Origin of the sequence: Clostridium fermenticellae (genome assembly GCF_003600355.1) — a bacterium.
Taxonomy (GTDB): Bacteria; Bacillota; Clostridia; order Clostridiales; family Clostridiaceae; genus Clostridium_AV; species Clostridium_AV fermenticellae.
On sequence record NZ_CP032416.1, the window covers coordinates 1,543,170 to 1,564,684 of the forward strand.

17 protein-coding genes and 2 riboswitches are annotated in these 21,515 nt (G+C 28.9%); of the genes, 3 read left to right on the plus strand and 14 right to left on the minus strand.

Annotated features, from left to right (window positions below):
- Positions 1-218 precede the first annotated feature (218 nt).
- The 7 genes from D4Z93_RS07260 to D4Z93_RS07290 all read right to left on the minus strand — a co-directional run bounded on the left by D4Z93_RS07260 (position 219) and on the right by D4Z93_RS07290 (position 9,619).
- Positions 219-2,714, minus strand: coding sequence for an MBL fold metallo-hydrolase (locus D4Z93_RS07260; protein ID WP_119971897.1), 2,496 nt, complete (start codon positions 2,712-2,714; stop codon positions 219-221).
- Positions 2,715-2,807: 93 nt separating this feature from the next.
- Entirely contained in the window at positions 2,808-3,692 is an 885-nt protein-coding gene (locus tag D4Z93_RS07265; RefSeq protein ID WP_162920271.1) for an alpha/beta hydrolase, read from the minus strand.
- Between the two features lie 44 nt (positions 3,693-3,736).
- Positions 3,737-5,191, minus strand: coding sequence for an MFS transporter (locus tag D4Z93_RS07270; protein WP_119971902.1), 1,455 nt, complete (start codon positions 5,189-5,191; stop codon positions 3,737-3,739).
- Between the two features lie 25 nt (positions 5,192-5,216).
- On the minus strand, positions 5,217-6,407 hold the full coding sequence (locus D4Z93_RS07275; protein ID WP_119971905.1) for a DUF4317 family protein: 1,191 nt from the start codon (positions 6,405-6,407) through the stop codon (positions 5,217-5,219).
- Positions 6,408-6,550: 143 nt separating this feature from the next.
- Complete coding sequence (locus D4Z93_RS07280) at positions 6,551-7,342, minus strand: folate family ECF transporter S component (protein ID WP_119971908.1); 792 nt, start codon at positions 7,340-7,342, stop codon at positions 6,551-6,553.
- 130 nt (positions 7,343-7,472) lie between these two features.
- Positions 7,473-7,579: riboswitch (THF riboswitch) on the minus strand.
- A gap of 104 nt (positions 7,580-7,683) precedes the next feature.
- On the minus strand, positions 7,684-8,481 hold the full coding sequence (locus tag D4Z93_RS07285; protein ID WP_119971911.1) for a YibE/F family protein: 798 nt from the start codon (positions 8,479-8,481) through the stop codon (positions 7,684-7,686).
- 4 nt (positions 8,482-8,485) lie between these two features.
- Positions 8,486-9,619 (minus strand): YibE/F family protein, encoded by a 1,134-nt coding sequence (locus tag D4Z93_RS07290; RefSeq protein ID WP_119971914.1) that lies wholly within the window; start codon positions 9,617-9,619, stop codon positions 8,486-8,488.
- A 199-nt stretch (positions 9,620-9,818) separates the two neighbouring features.
- Here D4Z93_RS07290 and D4Z93_RS07295 point away from each other — a divergent pair, with 199 nt between their 5' ends.
- A complete protein-coding gene (locus D4Z93_RS07295; RefSeq protein ID WP_119971916.1) occupies positions 9,819-10,334 on the plus strand; it encodes a gamma carbonic anhydrase family protein in 516 nt (171 codons plus the stop codon).
- 188 nt (positions 10,335-10,522) lie between these two features.
- Complete coding sequence (pdaA, locus tag D4Z93_RS07300; RefSeq protein ID WP_162920272.1) at positions 10,523-11,425, plus strand: delta-lactam-biosynthetic de-N-acetylase; 903 nt, start codon at positions 10,523-10,525, stop codon at positions 11,423-11,425.
- Positions 11,426-11,700: 275 nt separating this feature from the next.
- Here the strand turns inward: pdaA and D4Z93_RS07305 are convergent, their stop codons facing one another.
- From D4Z93_RS07305 to D4Z93_RS07315, 3 genes are all read right to left on the minus strand, one after another.
- Positions 11,701-13,275, minus strand: a complete 1,575-nt coding sequence (locus tag D4Z93_RS07305; protein WP_119971919.1) for a DEAD/DEAH box helicase — start codon at positions 13,273-13,275, stop codon at positions 11,701-11,703.
- Between the two features lie 174 nt (positions 13,276-13,449).
- Positions 13,450-14,301 carry a YitT family protein gene (locus D4Z93_RS07310; protein WP_162920273.1) on the minus strand — a complete coding sequence of 284 codons (852 nt, stop codon included), beginning with the start codon at positions 14,299-14,301 and terminating at the stop codon, positions 13,450-13,452.
- Positions 14,302-14,571: 270 nt separating this feature from the next.
- Positions 14,572-15,816: a dicarboxylate/amino acid:cation symporter gene (locus tag D4Z93_RS07315; protein ID WP_119971925.1), complete on the minus strand. Its 1,245-nt coding sequence runs from the start codon at positions 15,814-15,816 to the stop codon at positions 14,572-14,574.
- 144 nt (positions 15,817-15,960) lie between these two features.
- Between D4Z93_RS07315 and D4Z93_RS07320 the strand changes: the two genes are divergently transcribed.
- Positions 15,961-16,812 carry an AraC family transcriptional regulator gene (locus D4Z93_RS07320; protein ID WP_119971927.1) on the plus strand — a complete coding sequence of 284 codons (852 nt, stop codon included), beginning with the start codon at positions 15,961-15,963 and terminating at the stop codon, positions 16,810-16,812.
- Positions 16,813-17,010: 198 nt separating this feature from the next.
- On the opposite strand, the gene D4Z93_RS07325 is transcribed toward D4Z93_RS07320, so the two are convergent.
- From D4Z93_RS07325 to D4Z93_RS07340, 4 genes are all read right to left on the minus strand, one after another.
- Positions 17,011-18,183, minus strand: a complete 1,173-nt coding sequence (locus D4Z93_RS07325) for an amidohydrolase (RefSeq protein ID WP_119971930.1) — start codon at positions 18,181-18,183, stop codon at positions 17,011-17,013.
- A 186-nt stretch (positions 18,184-18,369) separates the two neighbouring features.
- Positions 18,370-18,480, minus strand: a riboswitch (SAM riboswitch).
- 515 nt (positions 18,481-18,995) lie between these two features.
- Positions 18,996-19,319: a hypothetical protein gene (locus tag D4Z93_RS07330; protein WP_119971932.1), complete on the minus strand. Its 324-nt coding sequence runs from the start codon at positions 19,317-19,319 to the stop codon at positions 18,996-18,998.
- A gap of 420 nt (positions 19,320-19,739) precedes the next feature.
- Positions 19,740-20,468: an ABC transporter ATP-binding protein gene (locus tag D4Z93_RS07335; RefSeq protein ID WP_243105906.1), complete on the minus strand. Its 729-nt coding sequence runs from the start codon at positions 20,466-20,468 to the stop codon at positions 19,740-19,742.
- Positions 20,469-20,488: 20 nt separating this feature from the next.
- The gene (locus D4Z93_RS07340) at positions 20,489-21,505 is read right to left on the minus strand and encodes an ABC transporter substrate-binding protein (protein WP_119971935.1); all 1,017 of its coding nucleotides are present in this window, start codon (positions 21,503-21,505) and stop codon (positions 20,489-20,491) included.
- Positions 21,506-21,515 lie beyond the last annotated feature (10 nt).

The window sequence follows — 21,515 nt, forward strand, 5'->3', positions numbered from 1 at the left end:
ATTATATAGGTGGTATTTATACTATAGGCATAAATATCAAACAATATTTTCCAAATACATTTATTGAAATAACTTCTAAATCTAAAATGTTAGTTGAATTTTTTAACTCCTGCACTAGTATTTATTATATAGAACCCATATAATCGATTATCCTACAATATTATAATAACCATTATGTAAAGATTATATTCTAACAATTATTTTAAAAATATTAAAACCTATATATCTTTTACTAATTTACAACCTGTCATGCATTCAAATTCTGAACTAAAATTTTCTATCCTATCTTCTCCATTCAGCGGCTTAATTTCTATTGTCATTTCCGATGGATTATAAGAAGGATTTTTCTTTAATTTTATCTTCTCGGTATCACAAAATCTAAGTGCCAATTTAATTATTTCATTTTGGTTTACAGATTTTGATAAGCTTATATTCCAGCCAGTCTTTTGCGATATACATTTAAGTTTTTCAATATATCTTTTCCCGACTTCAGGTGATATAAAACTGAGTTCTATATAATTATTACCTTGTAAATTCTTTATACTTTTCTTATATGGTTTAAATTCCTCTTTTTTAAAAGTTTCATCTATATAATTTAATGCCTGATTTTGTTCCATCACATTAATATTTTGTGAGGTTTCTAAAAATTCCACCTGTACTTTAGAATTTTGTCCCGGATTCTGAATTACAATATCCATTCCAGTCATATTTTTAAATTTACAAAGTATATTATGATCTGTATTAAATACTGAATTCATAATAACCAAAGCTTTTTTGTCATTTAATTTATATGATATTTTTTTAATATCGCCTTCTAGCAAAAGTTTTTTTATAAGTATATCCAATGCATTTATATTTACCTTATCACTTACTTCAACACTCCAATGAGTCTTCTCTGTAAATTTATTAATATCATCATATATCTTTTCATCTACTACATATGGAAAATCAAAGCTCAATATAATCTTTTTTGAATCATATATAAGTCCTGCTTTTTTAAATTTGTAAACGCCAAAATACTCATTTATAAAATCATTTAATTCATTAGGTTTCAGTTCCTTTTTTTTATTGAGTTCTGATACCTCATCCTCACTTCTTGCCTTAAACAAAAACAGCCTTTTATTATCACTTTCAAAATAAATTGAATTAACTATAGTATATTGTAAACTAACTATATCATCATCTTTAAATTTATCTTTTCCGGTCCATATATGCAAAAGTTCCTCAACAGTAAACAGTTTTTGCCCATAATTGCTCAATACAAAATTCCAAAGCCGATTAATATTTAATTCATCTATTCTTTCATCAAAATGTAATACTGAATTAAAGTATTTTTTCCACTGCTTTCGTGGATTTCTTATATTTACCTCATATGTTTCTCCTGATTTAGGAACATAAATTCTTGACCTGACTTCTCCCACTATATCATTTGCGAAACTGTCTATTGCTCTAGGATCGCCATGTACTAAAAATATATTATTAGGTGTAATCAAATCTATGATAGACCTGATTTCATTTTTATCTCCATGTGCTGACAATCCTATATTTTTCACCTTACATTTAACAGGAATACTTCTACCATTTATTTCAATATTTTTTTCCTCTATATCGGGATTCAGAAGATTTAAGAGTTTTCTTCCAGGAGATTCTTCATCCTGATATCCAGTTATAACTATGTACGCATTTTCTATAGGAGCTATTTTTTCCGCATAATATTGACTTGGTCCACCTGTTAACATTCCTGAACTTGAAACTATTATACACCCTCCACTACTGTCCAGTACCTTTTCTCTCATTTGATTATTTTCAATTGCAATTATATTGTCATCATAAAATGGTTCTATTCCTTTAAGTATTTTTTTCCCAAGGGAATTTTTTAAATACAGGGGATTAAATTTATAGACTCTATTTATATCTTTTATCATTCCATCCACATATATTTTTATATTTTTTACATATTTCTTATTGATGGCTTTTTTAATTATAAGGAGTACTTCCTGTGCTCTTCCAAGTGCAAAAGCAGGTATAAGCATTTTTGAGTTATTTATCTCGCACTCCTTCACAAGTTCTATTAGTTTATCTTCTTCAACTTGCCTGTTTGAATGTAATTTATCACCATATGTAGTTTCAAATATTGCAGCATCTGGCCTAAGCTTTGGAAGTTTAAGTCCTTCAACCGTCTTCTGTGAAAATATAGAAAAATCACCAGAATAAAATAAGGATCCATCTGGAGTGGTAATATAAACACATGAGGCACCAGCTATATGTCCTGCCATATAAAATGTTAATTTTATATTTTCAAATATTGAAAATTCAGTAGAATAATTAATTGTAAAAATTCTATCAAGCATATTTACTACATCCTTCTCAGCATAAAGAGGTATTTCTTCTTCTCTATTATTCATTATCTTTAAACTATCATATAGTAAAACCTTCATAAGATCCTTAGTCATATTATTAGTATATATTCTAGCATCAGGATATTCTTTACTCATAATTGGCAGTGATCCAATATGATCCATATGCGCATGACTTATAATCACAGCATCTATTCCGCCTTTATCCTGAATTGTTCTAAAATCAGGGAGTGGATCTTTAGAGCCTCCCTGCCTTATGCCACAATCAAGTAGTATGTTTTTATTATAAATATTTAATAATATACAGCTAGCACCAACTTCATATGCTCCTCCCAAAAAAGATATATTCACAAACATCACCAACCTAATATAAACTTATTAAAAAATACTAGTTCAGCCACATACTCATTATAGCTGAATCACATACTGATTTATATAAAAGACTTTAAGTTAATCATAAAATGAAAGTTTTAATGCTTTGAAAATCATCTCTTGTGCTCCTTTAAAGTCTTCTCTACAATCTATAGTAAAACCATGTGAGGAACCTAAAAAACATTTCATCATAACTTCATTCCCATTTTTTACAAGCATAGATGCATACTTTTTAGTTTCAGCACCAAAATTGTCAAACTCAGCTGTCAATATAACCGAAAGAGGCATCCCCTTTAATTTATACTCAGGATAAAAAACGGGTGACGCAAACGGATTCTTTTTATCGCAAGATTTTATATACATATCAGTGTAAAATTTTTCTTTTTCAGCTGAAAGTGCTTTCGCTTCACCTTTTTTAGCTAAAGGATCTGTATACAAATCCAGAACCGGATAATCAAGTACCTGACAGCAAAGTGTAAATTCCTTTAATTCATTAGCTAAAAGAGTAATTCCCGCTGATATATTTGCGCCTGCACTATGACCTCCTACTGCTATTTTATCACTATATATATTAAATTTTGAGGAATTCTGATGTATCCATTTTATATCATCATAGCATTCATACAATGCATATGGAAATACATATTCAGGAGCGGTTTTATAATCAATATCAGCAACAACACATCCAACATTATTTACAATCTTTCTACAAAAAAGTTCATCCATATCAGAATGATTTTTCACAAATCCGCCACCATGTAGATTCACAAAAACAGGATAAATACCTTTACTATTAAGTGGATAATAAAAATATACATGGCTTTTACCATATCTAGTATATATGTATTCTTCTCTTTTACCTCCTAAAGGATATTTATTCAAAACCTGTTTACTAACAGATTTCTTCAACTTATCTTTTTCCCTTATATCATTTATTATTTCAATTTTATCATCTATTAACACATATATTTCCCTCTTTCTATAAAACTATAGCTTGACGTAAGAAATCAATTTTTATCTTTTAAATTATTAGGAATCATAAATGAAAGAAAAAAGCACAAAAGACTTAACATAACTAATACTATAAATATCGAGTGCACTCCTGAATTTACAGATGATTTTATATTATTTACATATGCTGCACTTTTTAAACTCATTGAGTCATATAAATTATCTATATTTACATTAAAAATTTTAAAGTTGTAAAGGTGTTTCATTACACTTATATTGAATATACTTCCAAGAACACTTACCCCTATAGTCTGCCCTAAAGTTCTAAGTAATGAATTACATGCGACCGCAGAACCTCTATTATTGTAATCAACTGACTCCTGTATTATCATAGTCAAAATTGAAAAAACTCCTCCAAACGCAAATCCCATAATCGAAACATAAATTATAACTTTCATAATTGAAGAATTGATCTCAAGTGTCGGCAAAAAAGCAGCACTTATTAATAATATAAAAGAAGATATCCTAATAACATTTCCCTCACCATATTTCGTTATTGCATTTGCCAAAACAAATGCACCAATGAGCCAAGCAACCGACATAGGTGCCATTGAAAGTCCTGATATAGTCGCATTAAATCCAAGGACATTTTGGAGGTATATTGGCATGTAAACATCTATACCTATTAGACAACCAGATGCCATAAAGCTCATAATATTATCAACTGTATTTGTCTTCGTAAATATCTTGAAAGGCATAATCGGCTGCTTTGCATATTTTTCCACAAAGTAGAATATAAATAGCAGTATAATTGTGCATAAGAACGTTATAAAAACTGGTACAGATTTAAAACTATATTTTTGTCCATACAATACGCCATATAAAAGACTTATAATTGCAAAAGACATAACTACAATTCCACAAAAATCCATATTTATATTTGAAACTTTGTTTATATGCTCCTCCTTAAAATTTTTTCTCAGCAGCACTATGGACAGTATTCCAAACGGAACATTTATAAAGAATATCCAGTGCCATGAAAGAGTATCTATCAAGAAACCTCCTAAAAATGGTCCAATTAAACTTGAAACTCCCCAAACGCTGCTAAGCCATCCCTGTACTTTGGCCCTCTCGGAAATTTCAAATATATCTCCAACAATAGTATATGTAACTGTAAATATCGCACCTGATCCTATACCCTGAATTGCACGAAAAACTATAAGTTCATACATATTTACGGATATACCACAAAGTGAACTTCCAATTAAAAAAATTACAATACCAATACACAGCATGTCTTTTCTTCCATATAAATCTGATAATTTCCCATATATAGGTGTTGATATAGCAGATGTAAATAAATAAGCTGAAAACACCCAGCTTATAAGACTAAACCCATCTAAATCTTTAACTATAGTTGGTACTGCCGTTGTTACAATTGTGCCTTCAACAGCTCCTAAAAACATCGCAACCATTATCGCTATAACTATCTTTTTTCTTTTCAAATCCAATTCAATGTCACTCCTATTTAAGTATTTATTCTTTCTCTGTCTGTAATTTTATCCCATTTATTAAAATATCGTCACTTAATTCTATTAAAAGACACTTTTTTCCTTCTTTGTTTCTTATTTGTTTAATATTACTCAACATGTCAGGAGGTATTGCTATACTTATGGCATCATTTTCTATTTTAATTGATTTTTTTTCGAAGTCTGGAATAACATTTTTTACTTTAAAGTTGTAATTTCCTCCACATACTTCTTCAAATGCATTTTTTACAACTTCAGTATTTTCAACTCCATTTTCTCCAAGTACCTGAGATACATCCTTCATATCAAAAGTTAATTCATCAACATCTTCATCATCTTCTAAATCAAGTTTTTCATATATACTTTCATACATATTTTGTATAACATTTGGTTTAGCAGTTCCAAGTGCAGTTTCTATTATAGCATTAAAACTTTCCTTTTCCTCAGATGCCGAGGGTTTAGTATCACATTCAAGAATATTTTCAACAAAATTTGCATTCACTTGAGAAGATTTTGATGAATAATACAATAGTTTATTCACATCTACATATTCAGAACAAAAACTTGGAAACATAAATCCATCCAATGGTGAATTTAAATTTATAGTTAAATCAAGAATAGAATTTGATTTGAACTTCATCTCTGAATAATCAAACTTTAATACTTTTTTAGGTACATCTACTTTATTTATACTACATAAGATAAAATCTATAGCTTGTACATACTCTTCTGGATCCTCCGGTAAATCACTATCATTATTCTCCTTTTTATCTGCCTTGTAATATTCGGCTCTTACAAAGTTTATTACTATATCATTATCATAGTTAAAGTTTTTACCTATTTTATCTACAAACTGATCTACAAGTTCACTTATATCCCCATCTGATTTTAATGTATTATATAGTATTTGTTGACTGTCAATCAAATTATCATTTTTCTCAAGATTTTCTACTGTATTTTTGCTCTTAAAAGGTAATTCAAATATCCTGGAGTCTATTGATCCCGTTAAAACCTTTTTAAAGTTATTTAAATAGAGTTCCTTTACTTCATCGCTCTCTACATTAAAATCCAGTTTTTCTTTTATTATTATCTGTGCATTATCCTTTTTTAAATACACACTATATATTTGCTTTATTTTTAGCATATAACTATTAATTTTAAACTCTTTCCTTATATCTGCTAAATCTTTTTTGTTCATGATTCATCCTCTTTCTTTAATTTAAAATACATAGATTATAATACCATCTGATAGAAACTCTATCAACAATTCTTAACAAAATTATAAAATTAAATTTTATAGTTTTAAGGGAAGCCAAATAAACGACTTCCCTTCATAAAGTATTAAATATCTTCAATTAATCTTTTCTCGAATGTTTCATAATAATACACAAGTATACTTATTATATAGGAATTTATAAAAGTAAGAAAAATCGTTTGAACTATTCTAGGAATCCAAAGGACTAAAAATCCATTTGCCATTAACGATGGCGTAAATATTAATAATATAAATGTATTTAATGTGGATACTATTAATCCAGAAACTCCAATTGAAATTGCAAATTTAAAATATCTTCTATTTATAAAATTACATGTTTTCCCTAATCTTCTTCCTATTATTACAGTCATCATCAAAATAAAAAGGCCTATAAAAGATATCATTATAAAACCTATTCCAAAATATTGTGCCTTATTTCCAAATTTAAAAAGCTGTTTGGATAATATACTAAAAGGCATCAATTTTATAGAAAGAAAATTTATCATTCCCACTAACAATATCAATACAAAAAATACTGTATAATATTTTTTTATACTTTTTAAGTTTATATCTTTTATATTTTTAAAAATAAGTGCTGGAACAGCTCCTGCAATTATATTTGTAATTGTCATAAGCGGTATATATGGACCCATCGGTGTAATTATATACCCAAGTACATCCACAATGCCACCTGCAATCGCTCCATATATTGGTCCAAATAAAAAGCCAGGAAGAACATAAAATATTGCTGCAAAGCTTATTCTCATCGTGAGAGTTCCCGCAGCAATTATATTGATCGAGATAGTTCTTACGCAAAGTGAAATTGCTATAAACAATGCTGTCATAACAAGAGATTTCGTATTTAGTTTATTTTTCATATTTACCTCCATAATATTTAATATAATTTACCACATATTTAGGTATAACAAAAAACACCTCTTTTCTCTTTAATGTAGTTAGTCACACTAAAGAGAAAAAAGCATAAATACATAAAAATCCCTTTAATGTAACAGCGGAAGCAGTATTACATCGTAAGCTTCAATTAAAAAAACGAGCTTTTCGTTTAGAGACAACTTCCCATCCTCTAACACTTTACGCATAATACTTACTCTGCTACCTTTTATATTTAATTTTCATAAAACCTTCATTAATTATCATAGTATATTGAGTTAAATAAAACAAGCCTACTTTTTATTTATACTTACAGATCATATTTATATTACTGAGATATATCATTATTTACTGCAGTTGATTTAAAATGTATTCTTTTTTCAAAATATAATATCATAAATGTAACGACCGTAGTTACAGGTATTATTAAAATTATTCCAATTCCACCACTGAATATCTGAAATACTTCAGAACAAAACACTTTAGCATTCAATATATCTCCAATAGAATAATGCAGCTCTTTAAAATATATTATAAGTGTCATAAATCCACCTATATACGCAAAAAGTAATGTATTTGTCATTGTACCTAATATATCTTTACCTATATTCATCCCGGACTTTAATAATTCATATTTAGTTTTTAATACATTCGATTTATATATTTCATACATAGAGGATGATATTGATATTGATACATCTATAATAGCTCCCAAAAGACCAATTAAAATCTCACATATTGATATTTGTGCAAAATTCAATTGAACATAAAGCGATAAAGTGGAAATTGACTCCATCTGTTCATTACCAAACCCTTGTATTTTTGCATTATAAGCCATCTTATATACTAATATCATAGTTATTATTACAACTAGAGTAACTGATAAGAGAGATGCAATTGTTTTCTGATTTAATCCATTTGCAGAAATTAGTGTTATATATGTTATTATTATAGCTCCGACTATTGTAACCTTTATTGGGTCCACTTTATTACATATGATTATAAGCATAAAAAACAGTGTAAAAAAATTTGTAAATAGTGTAAAAAAAGATTTAATTCCCCTTCCTCCTCCAATTATCATCATAAGAATAAATAATATAATAAATAAAATTAGGGTAACACTCATATTTCTAAAATCTCCAATCTTTTAAAAATGCAGTTGAAGTATAGATTGAAATTGGTATACTAAGCACAATTCCTATACTTCCAACAAGTGCTCTTATTATTTCCAGCGAAAGATTTATATTTATAATATAAGAAATTGAATACCCATTACTCATTAAAAGCAATATAATTGGAATACTTCCACTTACATAAGCAAACACAAGTGTATTAGTCATAGTACCCATTATATCTTTGCCAACTTCTTTTCCAGACGCAATGAGTTCTTTCTTATCTATATCTAAATTTTTATTATATATCTCATTTAAAGAAGCTGATATAGATATTGCTATATCCATTATTCCACCTAATGTTCCTATAAGCAGTTCAATTATAAATATACTTTCTGGTGGATGAGTTAAAAATTCCATTTCCTCAAAATGTACTCCACTCCAATTTCTCATTTTTATAATTAATATAGCTATAAGCATAGTTACAAAAGTACATATGAATGTCGAAACTATAGATGAGAGAGTCTTTCTACTAACTCCACAGACAATCAATATTGAAAGTAAAATAAAAAGTACACTCGCAATTATAGAGAGTAATGTTAAATTTGCTCCATGCGAAAATAATTCAACTAGTATAACCAATATAAATACATTTATTGTTACACTTACAAGTGACCTAAGTCCTTTATAACCTCCTACAATAAGCATAAATACAACAAATACCATTGCAATACGTAAAATATATTTATCCCTTTTAAAATCAAGCAGTTTTGCCGATATTTGTCCTTCTTTATTTTTATAAACAGATACAAAAATTTCATCATTTACCTTCAAGTTCAAATCATTTACCTCTGAGTATGAAGTCACATTTTCTAATTTAATTTTTTGATTTTTATATTTTCCATTCATAATAACGGCTTCAATTTTTTGCTTTTTTATGCTTTCGGACTTTCCATTCATATCACTAATCTTTGAATTTATAATATTTATCTGTATTACTTTTGCTATATCTTTATTATAAAATTCCTCATTTCGAGATGTGCAATAGAAACTTACAGCAAAAATAACTGTACAGATTATTAATCCAATCAAAAAAAATTTATTTTTTAAAGAATTTAGAATTTTACTACATATAGTTTGCTTTATTAACATTTAATTTAACCTTCCTTACGGTAATATTATATAGTTATTAATTTATATGTTATGATCACTATAGGCTGTTTTCTTAAGTATAAATTATTTTATACTATTTTTGTTACATTTTTATGTCAATATTATCATTTAAGATAACTATTTTACAAATATTTTGATACAATATATATAGATTTTATGTATGGAGGTAATTAATATTATGATTTATTTCTTTAGAAACAAGAAACCACAGATCGATAAGAGCTGTTTTATAGCCCCATCAGCAGACATAATAGGTAGTGTCTATGCAGAGGAATTTTCAAGTTTCTGGTATGGTTCCGTCGTTAGAGGTGATGATAATTCAATTTACATAGGCAGATGCTCTAATATACAAGATAACTGTGTAGTTCATGCAGGCAAAGATGAAAATAATGATGTAATAATTGGTTCAAATGTAACTATAGGTCATGGTTCTATAATACATGGGTGTAAAATATTGTCCAATACATTGATTGGTATGGGCTCGATAATTTTAGATGGAGCCAAAATTGGCGAAAATACAATAATAGGTGCCAATAGTATGATAACAAAGAATAAAGAAATTCCATCCGGAGTAATGTGTTTTGGTTCTCCTGCCAAAATTATAAGGAAGATTACTAAAGAGGAATATGAATATGTAAAGAATAGTGCCCACGAATATGAAGAGATGGTTAAAGAATTTATAAATGCAAAATAAGTAGAAAACCTTGCCATATTTTTTGGCGGGTTTTTTGGTTTACTTTTTTTGAATTTACATAATAATTATTACTTCTACTAAGTTATCACTGAATATAAATTTAATTACTTCCTTTATTTACATTCATCTAATGTAAATACTTTGAACATACTAATATCGTGATAGTTTTTGGAAAGGAGTGATCTTACTTGAATTTTAGTACTACACTTGCTTCAATATTAATTTTTAACAATTTATGTGGAACCAGTTTTGCTAATAACACTTTAAATAGTATATCTTCTAAAAATGTAAAAAATAGCACTATAGTTGAAAGCAAAATACATTTTCCATTCTTAAAAAAACTAGATATTTTTAGTAATTCGCATTATGATTTAGACACACGGGAGCATGAATGGTATTCATATCGGGAAAAGGGAGATATTTTTCCAAAATCTCCAAAAGAAACTACTAAATTTTTAAATAAATATCCCTGCTATTATCTTGGTGATACATCATCAAAAAACTTATATTTAACATTTGATGAAGGATATGAAAATGGATATACAGGCAACATACTGGATATATTAAAAAAGCATAATATAAAAGCAGCATTTTTCGTTGTAAAACCATATATAACTTCGAATCCAGATTTGATAAAAAGAATGGCAAATGAAGGCCACCTTGTATGCAATCATAGTTCCCATCATCATTCAATGGCATCATTTAAAAATCAAGAGGATTTTAATAAAGAACTTTCGGAAGTTGAAAAAAGTTTTGAGGAAGTAACTGGAAAGAAGATGCCTAAATATTTTAGACCTCCTATGGGAAAATATAGTGAACTATCACTTGCATACACTAAAGATTACAATTACAAAACTATATTTTGGAGTTTAGCATATGATGATTGGAGAACAAATCATCAACCATCTGCAGGAGATGCAAAGGAAAAAATATTTTCTAGAGTTCATAATGGTTCAATTATACTTCTTCATGCTGTTTCAAAAACAAACATTCAGATATTAGACAGTGTATTAAGTGCTTTAGAAAAAGAAGGTTATACTTTTAAATCATTAGATGATCTTCCTAAGGAGCCTACATTTTTAGGAAATTAATTTATAAAGTTTACAAATCTAAGCTTAACTTATGTGTAGGCCAGGATTTCTAAAACTTAGGCACATTAAAAAATTTTATAGTAAGTCTTAGCGAAGCGTTCTTAAAAATCTTAGTAGATTATATATGTTTGAGCGAAGCGAGTTTATATAATCTGCTAAGATTTTTTTAAGCGCAAGCTTAGACTTACTAGAGGTTTTTTACGTGACGTATTTTGGAAATCCCGGCTGGAGCATAAGTTAAGCTTTCAGTTACAAACCTCATATCATAAAAATTATTAATGTTTTCTTTTTTTATTTTTTGCTACTTCTATATTTACTTTTCTACCACGAAGTTTTCTGCCCGCGCTCTTATTTAATATAGGATTCACTAATTCCTCAGGTATATTTATAAAGGTGAATTTATCAAGTATATCTATATCACCAATTTCAGAAACATTTATATGTGCAGTGTCCTTTAAAAATTGTAATAATGACTTAGGATTTACTTTATCCATCCTACCTATAGTAAAAAATAATCTTACACCATTATCTGATGCAATAGAATTCTCAGTATAATCAAAACTAAGTTCACTATCAAAGTTCATTTTAATAAGAGCCGCTGCTACATCAACCAGGTTATATTCATCATCTAATTCAGTGGCCATTGGAGTAAATTTCTTATAATCATCATTATCTAATGTTTGTTTTACATCTTCTAATATATGTTTATATTTAGTTTCAAATATTTCATCTACTGTTGGTATCTCATTCCGCTTTATCTTGCTCCTTGTAAATTTTTCTATCTGCTTAAGTAATATATATTCTCTTGGAGTTACAAGTGAGTATGCTATACCATCTTTATTTGCCCTTCCAGTTCTTCCAATTCTATGTACATAGGATTCCATATCCTGAGGTAACTCATAATTTATTACATGAGAAACATCATCAACATCAATACCCCTTGCCGCAACATCCGTAGCCACTAAAAACTCAAGATTATTTTCTTTAAATTTTTTCAAAGTATTTAATCTCTGGTTCTGATTCATATCACCGTGCATACCTTCAACATTGTATCCTCTTGCTTGCATGGCATCAACCAGTTCATCAACTCCCCTTTTAGTTTTACAAAAAATTATAGCACTTGATGGTTCGTCGACATCTAATATTCTGCACAAAATTTCAAATCTATCTTTGGCTTTTACTTCATAATAATATTGTTTTATTTTTTCCACTGTAAGTGTATTTTTAACTATCTTTATATGTTTTGTTTCTTTATTCATGTACTTTGACGCAAGTCTCTTTATTTGTTCAGGCATTGTTGCTGAAAATAACATCGTCTGTCTATCATTATTCACATTTTTAATTATGTTCTCAATATCATCTATAAAGCCCATATTCAGCATCTCATCAGCTTCATCTAGTATTAGAAATTTTATATCACTTAAATCTATTGTATGCCTTTTTATATGATCAAGGATTCTTCCTGGAGTCCCAACCACTATCTCAATTCCTCTCTTAAGCGCCTTTATCTGTCTTTCAATAGGCTGACCACCATAAATTGGCATTATTCTAACCTTTTTAAACTTTGCTATAGTACTTAACTCATCATTAACCTGTATTGCAAGTTCTCTAGTTGGAGTAAGCACTAATACAGAAACTTTACTACTCTTATCTATCATACTTATCACAGGGGCTCCATATGCTAAAGTTTTACCAGTACCTGTCTGAGCCTGACCTATCATATCAGTTCCCTCTAATACTACTGGTATTGCTTCAGCCTGTATTTGTGAAGGTTCCTCAAATCCCATAGCATCTATAGCCTGCAATACTTTATCATCAAGATTCAAATCACTAAACTTTATATCTTTCATGTAAATTCCTCTTTCTCTTATTATAATAAAAACAAGTCTTATCATAACATAGTACGCTTATATTAGCAAATACTAATGCTATTTCAAATCAAAATCTCTTCAATTTCTCAATTCAATGAGCAAACTAAAGAGATTATGAATTCATTTAAATATTCGGTTTTTTATCAATCATGCTTAGTTTATACTAAATCCCTTTCCATATACTTCATATGAATCCTGAACAAGAACTAGTGCATTGGTATCAATATTCTTAACTATCTTTTTTAGCTTTATTAACTCTCTGCTAGTTATTACACACATCAAAATTATTTGTTCATGATTAGTGTATCCACCTCTGCCTTCAAGTTTAGTTGTCCTTCCATCTATTTTAGTTAAAATTAAATCGTTTATTTCATCAATTCTATCCGATATTATCAAAACTGATTTAGAATCCTTAAAACCTTTGATATATACATCAACCACCCTGCCAATTATGCAAACAGATACCACGCCATATAAAGCTTTTTCTATACCAAAAACACATACCGATAATAATACTATTGAAAGATCTATGCACATCATAATTTTTCCAACAGGTTTATTGATAAATTTTGATATCATCTTTGCAACAGTATCAGTTCCTCCTACCGATGCTTCTTTTGTAAGAAGCATGCCAACTGCAATACCCGTTACTACTCCACCTAGTAGTACCGCTAACAAAGGATCCTTAGTGAAAGGCTCTACATTACTTGTAAGCTCAACAAATACTGGTACTAAAAAAGCACCTAAAACTGTATTTATAACAAATTTTTTTCCAAGTGTTATAAGTCCTAATAAAAAAATAGGAATATTCAAAAAACCTATTATAATGGATTTTTTAATATGAAGCACACTTTCAAGCACAATTGCCAGGCCAGAGACCCCTCCCGCCACAATATGATGAGGAGAAAAAAATACATTTAATGCCAGTGAAAATATAAAAATAGCAAAAATAATAACAGCAGTATCAAATATTGTAGACTTTAAATCAATCATGTTTGCTTTCATTTTAATACATTCCCCCAAAATCAAAGTATACTTAAAATAAAAAAACCCCATCCAATATACAACGGACGAAAAGTCAATTTTTATCATTCCAACATATTATACAATTATCCTTTGGATTGTCAATATGCTATAAACATAATTATTATTTATTGCGTAAATGCACATATTTTCAATCTAATATGAAATAATACACCGATATTTTGAGAATTTATCAAAATATCGGTGTATTAAGTTATATACAATGAAATATAAACAATTTATTCACAAAGTTTAATTGGAAAGCTTATTATTTTTCCCCTCAACAAGCTTGGATATCATCATGCTGCAAACAGTATTTCCAGTAGAATTTAATACAGTAGCAGGTGCATCTATTATTACACTTATTACAGCAATTATCGGAAGAAGCTCAGATGGAAAACCATATACACTTAAAATAAGCATTTCACCAATCATTCCACCACTTGGAATGGCAGCCATAACAGCACCCACTAAAAATGAAACAAAGATTATTGAAACTATAGAAGATAAACTTGTCATATTCATTCCAAATAATCCAAATAAGAATGTCACCTTCATCACTCCGCCAATTACAGAACCATCTTTATGGATATTGGCTCCAAGGGGGATAACAGTTTCAGCAATATCTTCTGGCACTCCCATTTTCTTACTATATTCTAAATTTACCGGTATACTTGCTGCACTTGAACATGTAGCAAGTGCCGTTACTGTCGGTGCCACTGCATTTTTCCAGAATATGCGTACATGTGATTTTCCCCCAGATAAAAAGGCATAGAGTGTAAAGAATCCCACATAATACACAACTGCTATAATTATATACAAAACAAATACTCTAATATAGCCCTCAAGTATTTGTGGTCCAAGTGTTCCTATAACCGTTGCAAAATAACACGCAAGACCTATTGGTGCATAATACATTATTATTTTGACCATCCTCATCATAACACCAGAAGCTGCTTCTAGAAATTTGCTTACAGGTTTGGCTTTTTCACCAAGCATCGCAGTTGAGATTCCAAATAAAATTGAAAATACAATCAACTGAAGCATATTGCTCTTAGAAAACAACGACATAAAATCTGAGACAGTAACAGTATTTACAAGCTGCTGCAGCATTCCAACATGCTTGACCTGCTTAACTGCATCACTACTTGATACAATTTTCTTAAGTGATGAATAATCTATTCCTTTTGCTGGATTGATTATAGCGGCTCCTATAAATGCTATTACCGCTGCAATAAGAGCTGTACATACAAAAACTAAAAAAGTACTTGCCATAATTTTTCCAAGTCTCTTCATTCCATTCATATTTGATATTGCAGATGTAACACTAAAAAACACAAGTGGTGTTATAACCATAAACATCAAATTCAAGAATAGATCCCCAAAAGGTTTTAATACAAGAGCTTTGGCTCCAAAAATAATACCTATAATTGCACCCAATATTATTGAACCTAAAAGTATAATAGAAAAGCCATAGTTTTTCAAAAATTTTTTCATTACTACCTCCATATCATGTAAAGTTTATATACCTATTATATTCCTATTTTTTGCGTTTTCTATTGCCAATGTTGCTTGAAAGCTTGTAAAAAATGCTTTATCATATATATTACATAAAAATATTCAAGGATAAGGAGATTATATATGCCACATGATACACTTTTAAAAATAAAGAGAGGATACCTAAAAAATGATTTTGAAATATTTCATCTAAAAGATAAAAAAGATATAAATTTTGAATTTCACTATCATAATTTTAATAAAATAGTTATCTTTATATCAGGAAATGTGACTTATCTAATAGAGGGAAAATCATATAAATTAAAGCCATGGGATATTCTATTTGTAAATAACAATGATATACATAAAGCAGTAATAGACTCAAATAAAATATACGAACGTATAATAATATGGGTAAACTCCGACTTTCTTATAAAGTATAATGACAAATGTAATCTACTTAGTTGTTTTGAACTCGCGTCTAAACAAAGGTTTAATTTATTAAGACTTGAGCAAAAAAATCTTAAAGATATAAGAAATATTCTTTTTAATATAGAAGATACTTTTAAAAACAATGAACTCGGATACAAAATACTTAGAATATCCTTTTTCCTACAATTTATGGTATATATAAACAGACTTTTTCTTGATCAAAAAGACATTTCCAATTTGACTGACATTGAGTATAATGAAAGTATCGGTCAAATATTGAATTATATAAATAATAACCTTAATAAAGATTTATCAATAGATTTTCTTGCTTCAAAGTTTTTTGTAAACAAATACTATATGATGCATAAATTTAAAAGCCAGACTGGATATACAATCCACAACTATATACTGCAAAAAAGGCTTATAATGTCTAACAATCTTATAAAAAGTGGAATGAATATCACAGATGCTTGTATAGAATGTGGTTTTAAAGACTATTCAAATTTTATACGTGCTTTTAAAAAAACATTTGGTGTATCACCTAAGAAATATAATAAATTATAAACTAAAAGAGCTACAGAACTAAAATTTAATGAATATAGGATTTGTAATTCCAAGCTTAAGTTATACGTAAGCTGACATTTCCAAAATGTAGGCACATTAAAAAATTTTTTAGTAAGTCTTAGTGACGAATTTTGGAAGTATCAGCTGGAGTATAACTTAAGCTTTCATTTACAAACCCTATAGCTCTTTAATTTAAAATTATTTTTCATTACAATTATTTAAAAAATCCAGAGCAAATTGTGCATATAGTGCACTTCCCATCTTAAGAGAACTTTCCTCAACATCAAATTTATCATTATGATTTGAATACATTCCTACTTTCTCACTTCCTCCACCTATAAATACAAACACACCTGGCACCTCTTCTAAATAATTTGCAAAGTCCTCTCCTACTGTCATTTTTTCTACCGGAACAAGTACATCTTTTCCAAATAATTTCACTGCTGACTTTCTTGCAATTTCAGTCAATTTATTGTCATTTATTAATGGAGGCGGACATAGATTATATTCTAATTCAGCATGAGCTCCATAAGTATCTGCTGTAGTCTTAACTATATTCCTAACCTTTTCCTCTAAAAGTTTTCTTGTCTCTTTTGAAAATGCCCTGGTTGTACCTGTCATAACTACCTTATTGGCTATTATATTATAATTATCACCGCCATTTATAGTTCCAATTGTAACAACCGCTGAATCCATAGGACTTATATTTCTGCTTACTATACTTTGTAGATTCATAACAATTGCAGATGAAGCTAAAATAGCATCAATTCCAAGATTAGGAATAGAACCATGACTTGCAATTCCTTCAACCGTTATTTTGAAAGTATCTGCAGATGCCATTCTAACTCCTGATTCTATATTAAGTTTTCCAGACCTGACCATAGCAAAGACATGCATACCAAATATAGCTTCAACATCGGATAATACATTATCTTGCTTAATTATAGTTTCTGCACCCGTTCCATTTTCTTCTGATGGCTGAAATATCAATTTTACACTGCCATTCAATTTGTCTTTTATTTTTGTCAGTATTCTTGCCGCTCCTAAAAGCATTGCCATATGAGTATCATGTCCACACGCATGCATACAACCATTTGTAGCTTTGAAAGGAAGATTTGTATTTTCTTTTATTGGCAGCGCATCCATCTCCGCTCTAAGTGCCAGCATATTTTCTCTGTTTCTTCCATCAATTATTCCTATTGCACCGGTTTTCTTTAATCTTTTAACCTTTATATTCAGTTTGCGAAGTTCATTTTCTATAAACTCAGTTGTATTGTACTCATTCCATGATGTTTCTGGATTTTGATGAAAGTATCTCCTGAGTCTTATAATATAATCTTCATATTCATTCGCTATGTTTCTTATATCCATAAAAACATTCTCCTATTCTAAATTAATATTACAACTCTAGCGTTCCTTCTTAATACAATTAATATATCTTTGTACTTTTATCTTAATATCTTCTTTTACACATTAAAAAAGATCATTATTCTTAAAATAAGAAAAATGATCCTGATTACTTAATAACTTCGTTTAAATTTAAACAAAATACTATCTTTCTCATCTTTCAGAATAAAAACTCTGCAGGAATTGACACCTATACATTCAAATGAAAATGTAGGTTGTCGGGTTTCATTGGGCCAGTCCCTCCACCTCTCTAGATAAGAACACAACATATTAAATTTTTAAAATACTAAATGATCAATTAGTATGCAAGTTAAATACTACTCTTTTCACATTATTTTGTCAATGGCTCCAAAGAATAGACCTTATTTAAAATATCTATATAAAAACAGTTTTTACTGTAATAATATTTATAATTTAAGTAAAGAATATATTATTATAAAAGATGTTGCTAACTTATTTTAAAATAAGTTAGCAACACCCCTCTAATTATGGAAGTTTATATAATTTATATATTTAATATAAATCCAGCATTTTATAAAAGACAAACTTTTATTAGATTAACTGCAAAATATACGGTAGTTATAATTATGACATCGAGTGATAGCTTCCTAAATTTTTTAATATCTATTTCATTTAGCATATATACCCCACCTTATTTTAACTATTTATATAAAATTAAATGATTATATTTACGTTCCACTAATATATGAATAAATATTACAATTTTTAAATGACATTCTAATGACAAATTTATTAACAAATTATGAATGTTAGATTTAAAAACTTGCACCTTTTATGGCAAAGCTAGGATTTCTAAATGGCAATTTTACTTTTTCATATATAATAGCATCATCCTCAAGTTTTATACTTTTAGGAACAAATATTTTGACATTCTTATATTCACAAATATTATAGTTATCTTCATAATCCTCATAATAATTTTTTATTTCACTTTCATACATTACTTTTACATCGATTTTCTTAAAGTTAGCTTCTGTTCTACAACAATCACATTTTATATCATCGATCTGACATTTTACGAAAAAACATAAATTCTGACCTTTTACATAATCCAGAGCCTTATTATCTATTTTTAACATTTTACACCGCCTATACTTTCATAACTATATATATTTATAGTATTTATAAATAAAAGCTTAAGTTATACGTAAGCTGACATTTCCAAAATGTAGGCACATTAAAAAATTTTTTAGCAAGTCTTAGTGAAGTATTTTTGAAAATCTTAGTAGATTTTATATGTTTGAGCCTGCGAGTTTATAAAATCTGCTTAGATTTTTATAAATACGAACTTAGACTTACTAGAAATTTTTTAGGTGACGAATTTTGGAAGTAGCAGCTGGAGTATAACTTAAGCCTGGAATTACAAACCCTATATTTTAGCTCTTTTCAATTTTTGCTCTGCTGCCATCTCCACTAAATGAAGGTACAACCATAAGTTTAGCCGGAATTCTATCTCTAATATCATTCACTAATAAATTGTAATGATATCCTTTTTTAGGCTACAATAAATTATATATCCTTCTTTTTATACTCAGAAATTCATCTGAGGTTATAATATCCTTCGTCTTATCCTCAGGTAAATCGACATATATTGAACTCTTTATACTGGCCGGCTTATCTGAAAGTATATAAATCCTATTTGAAAGATATATAGCTTCTTCTATATCATGCGTTATAAACAATATTGTTATATTTAAATCCTTTATAATCTTTAAAAGCCAGTTCTGCATTTTTGTCCTTGTTATAGCATCCAAAGCTCCAAACGGTTCATCTAACAACATAATATTATCCGAAGCCATATAGGTTCTAAGAAAAGCTGCCCTCTGTCTCATTCCTCCAGACAATTTTGATGGATACTTATATTCATATCCCTTTAACCCATACATATCAAAATATTTTAACACTTTATTTCTGGCACAAACTTTACTCTCCCCTTTTATATAAAGCGGCATTGCAACATTGTCTATTACCTTCTTCCACGGAAGAAGCAAATCCTTTTGATGCATATAACTTATATCTCCATCAACATAAACATCACCACTGTCCGGATTTAGTATACCTGAAATTATATTTAATATGGTACTTTTTCCACTCCCACTAGGTCCAATAAGACTTACGAATTCTCCTTCAGTAACCTCAAAACTTATGTTGTCTATTATTTTATATCCATCGAAGGATTTTGACACATCTTTAAGCACAACTTTTTTTAAAATACTGGATTTATTCAAGAATTATATCTCCTTTACTACTATTTGGATGGAAGAAAATCATTTGTAAATGCATCTTCCGCTTTCAAATTCTTTTTTATAAGATTTTTACTCATAAGAAATTTAGTATAGTTATTCCAAACAGAAGACTTCATTTCTCCCCATCTTGGGGCATCATCAATATACTTTGTGTTCATATACTTTTGGCTCTCTACTGCAAGCTTTTTATCTATCTCAGGTGCATTTTTTACTAATATGTCAGCTGCATCCTCAGGATTATCAATGGAATATTTATATCCTCTCTGTGTTGCTTTTAAAAACTTTTTAACTAATTCCGGTTTATTCTTAAGAGTATTATTATTTGTAATAAGTATAGGTGTATAATAATCCAGATCAGGATTTAATTTTCTAAGTTCTATAAAATTGAGCGGTATATTTTTAACTTTAGCTTCTATACCTGTCCATCCTTCATATATCCATGCAAAATCTATATTTTTTTTCGTAGCTGCAAAAAAATCTTGAGTACCAATATCTACAATTTTAAGTTTATTAAAATCGGCCCCTCCATTCTGCATAACAGACTGAACTACAGCTTTTTCCGAAGGTGAACCCCATCCACCGTATGTTTTTCCTTCAAAATCCTTTACAGTACTTATATTTTTATCCTTAGGTGACGCAAATCCAGATGTATTATGCTGAACTAAAGCTGCTACAGCTTTTATTGGAAGAGGATTATCTGAAGTTTTTGCATAAGTTACATCTTCTTGATAGCTTACTCCAAAATCTCCTTTACCGGCAGCTATTAAATTACCAACAGCTCCATCGGAAGGTTGAATTATCTGAACATCCAATCCTTCATCTTTATAATATCCCTTATCCTTAGCTACATAAAGTCCAGTATGATTTGTATTTGGTGTCCAGTCAAGTATTACCTTTACCTTTGTCAGAGGTTTACTATCTTTTTCCTTTGATGTTTCATTTCCAGAAGAACACCCAATAAGCAGTATACCTATAAGTGCAGTTGATGTTAAAATTTTAAATATTTTTCTCTTATACATGTTTAAATCG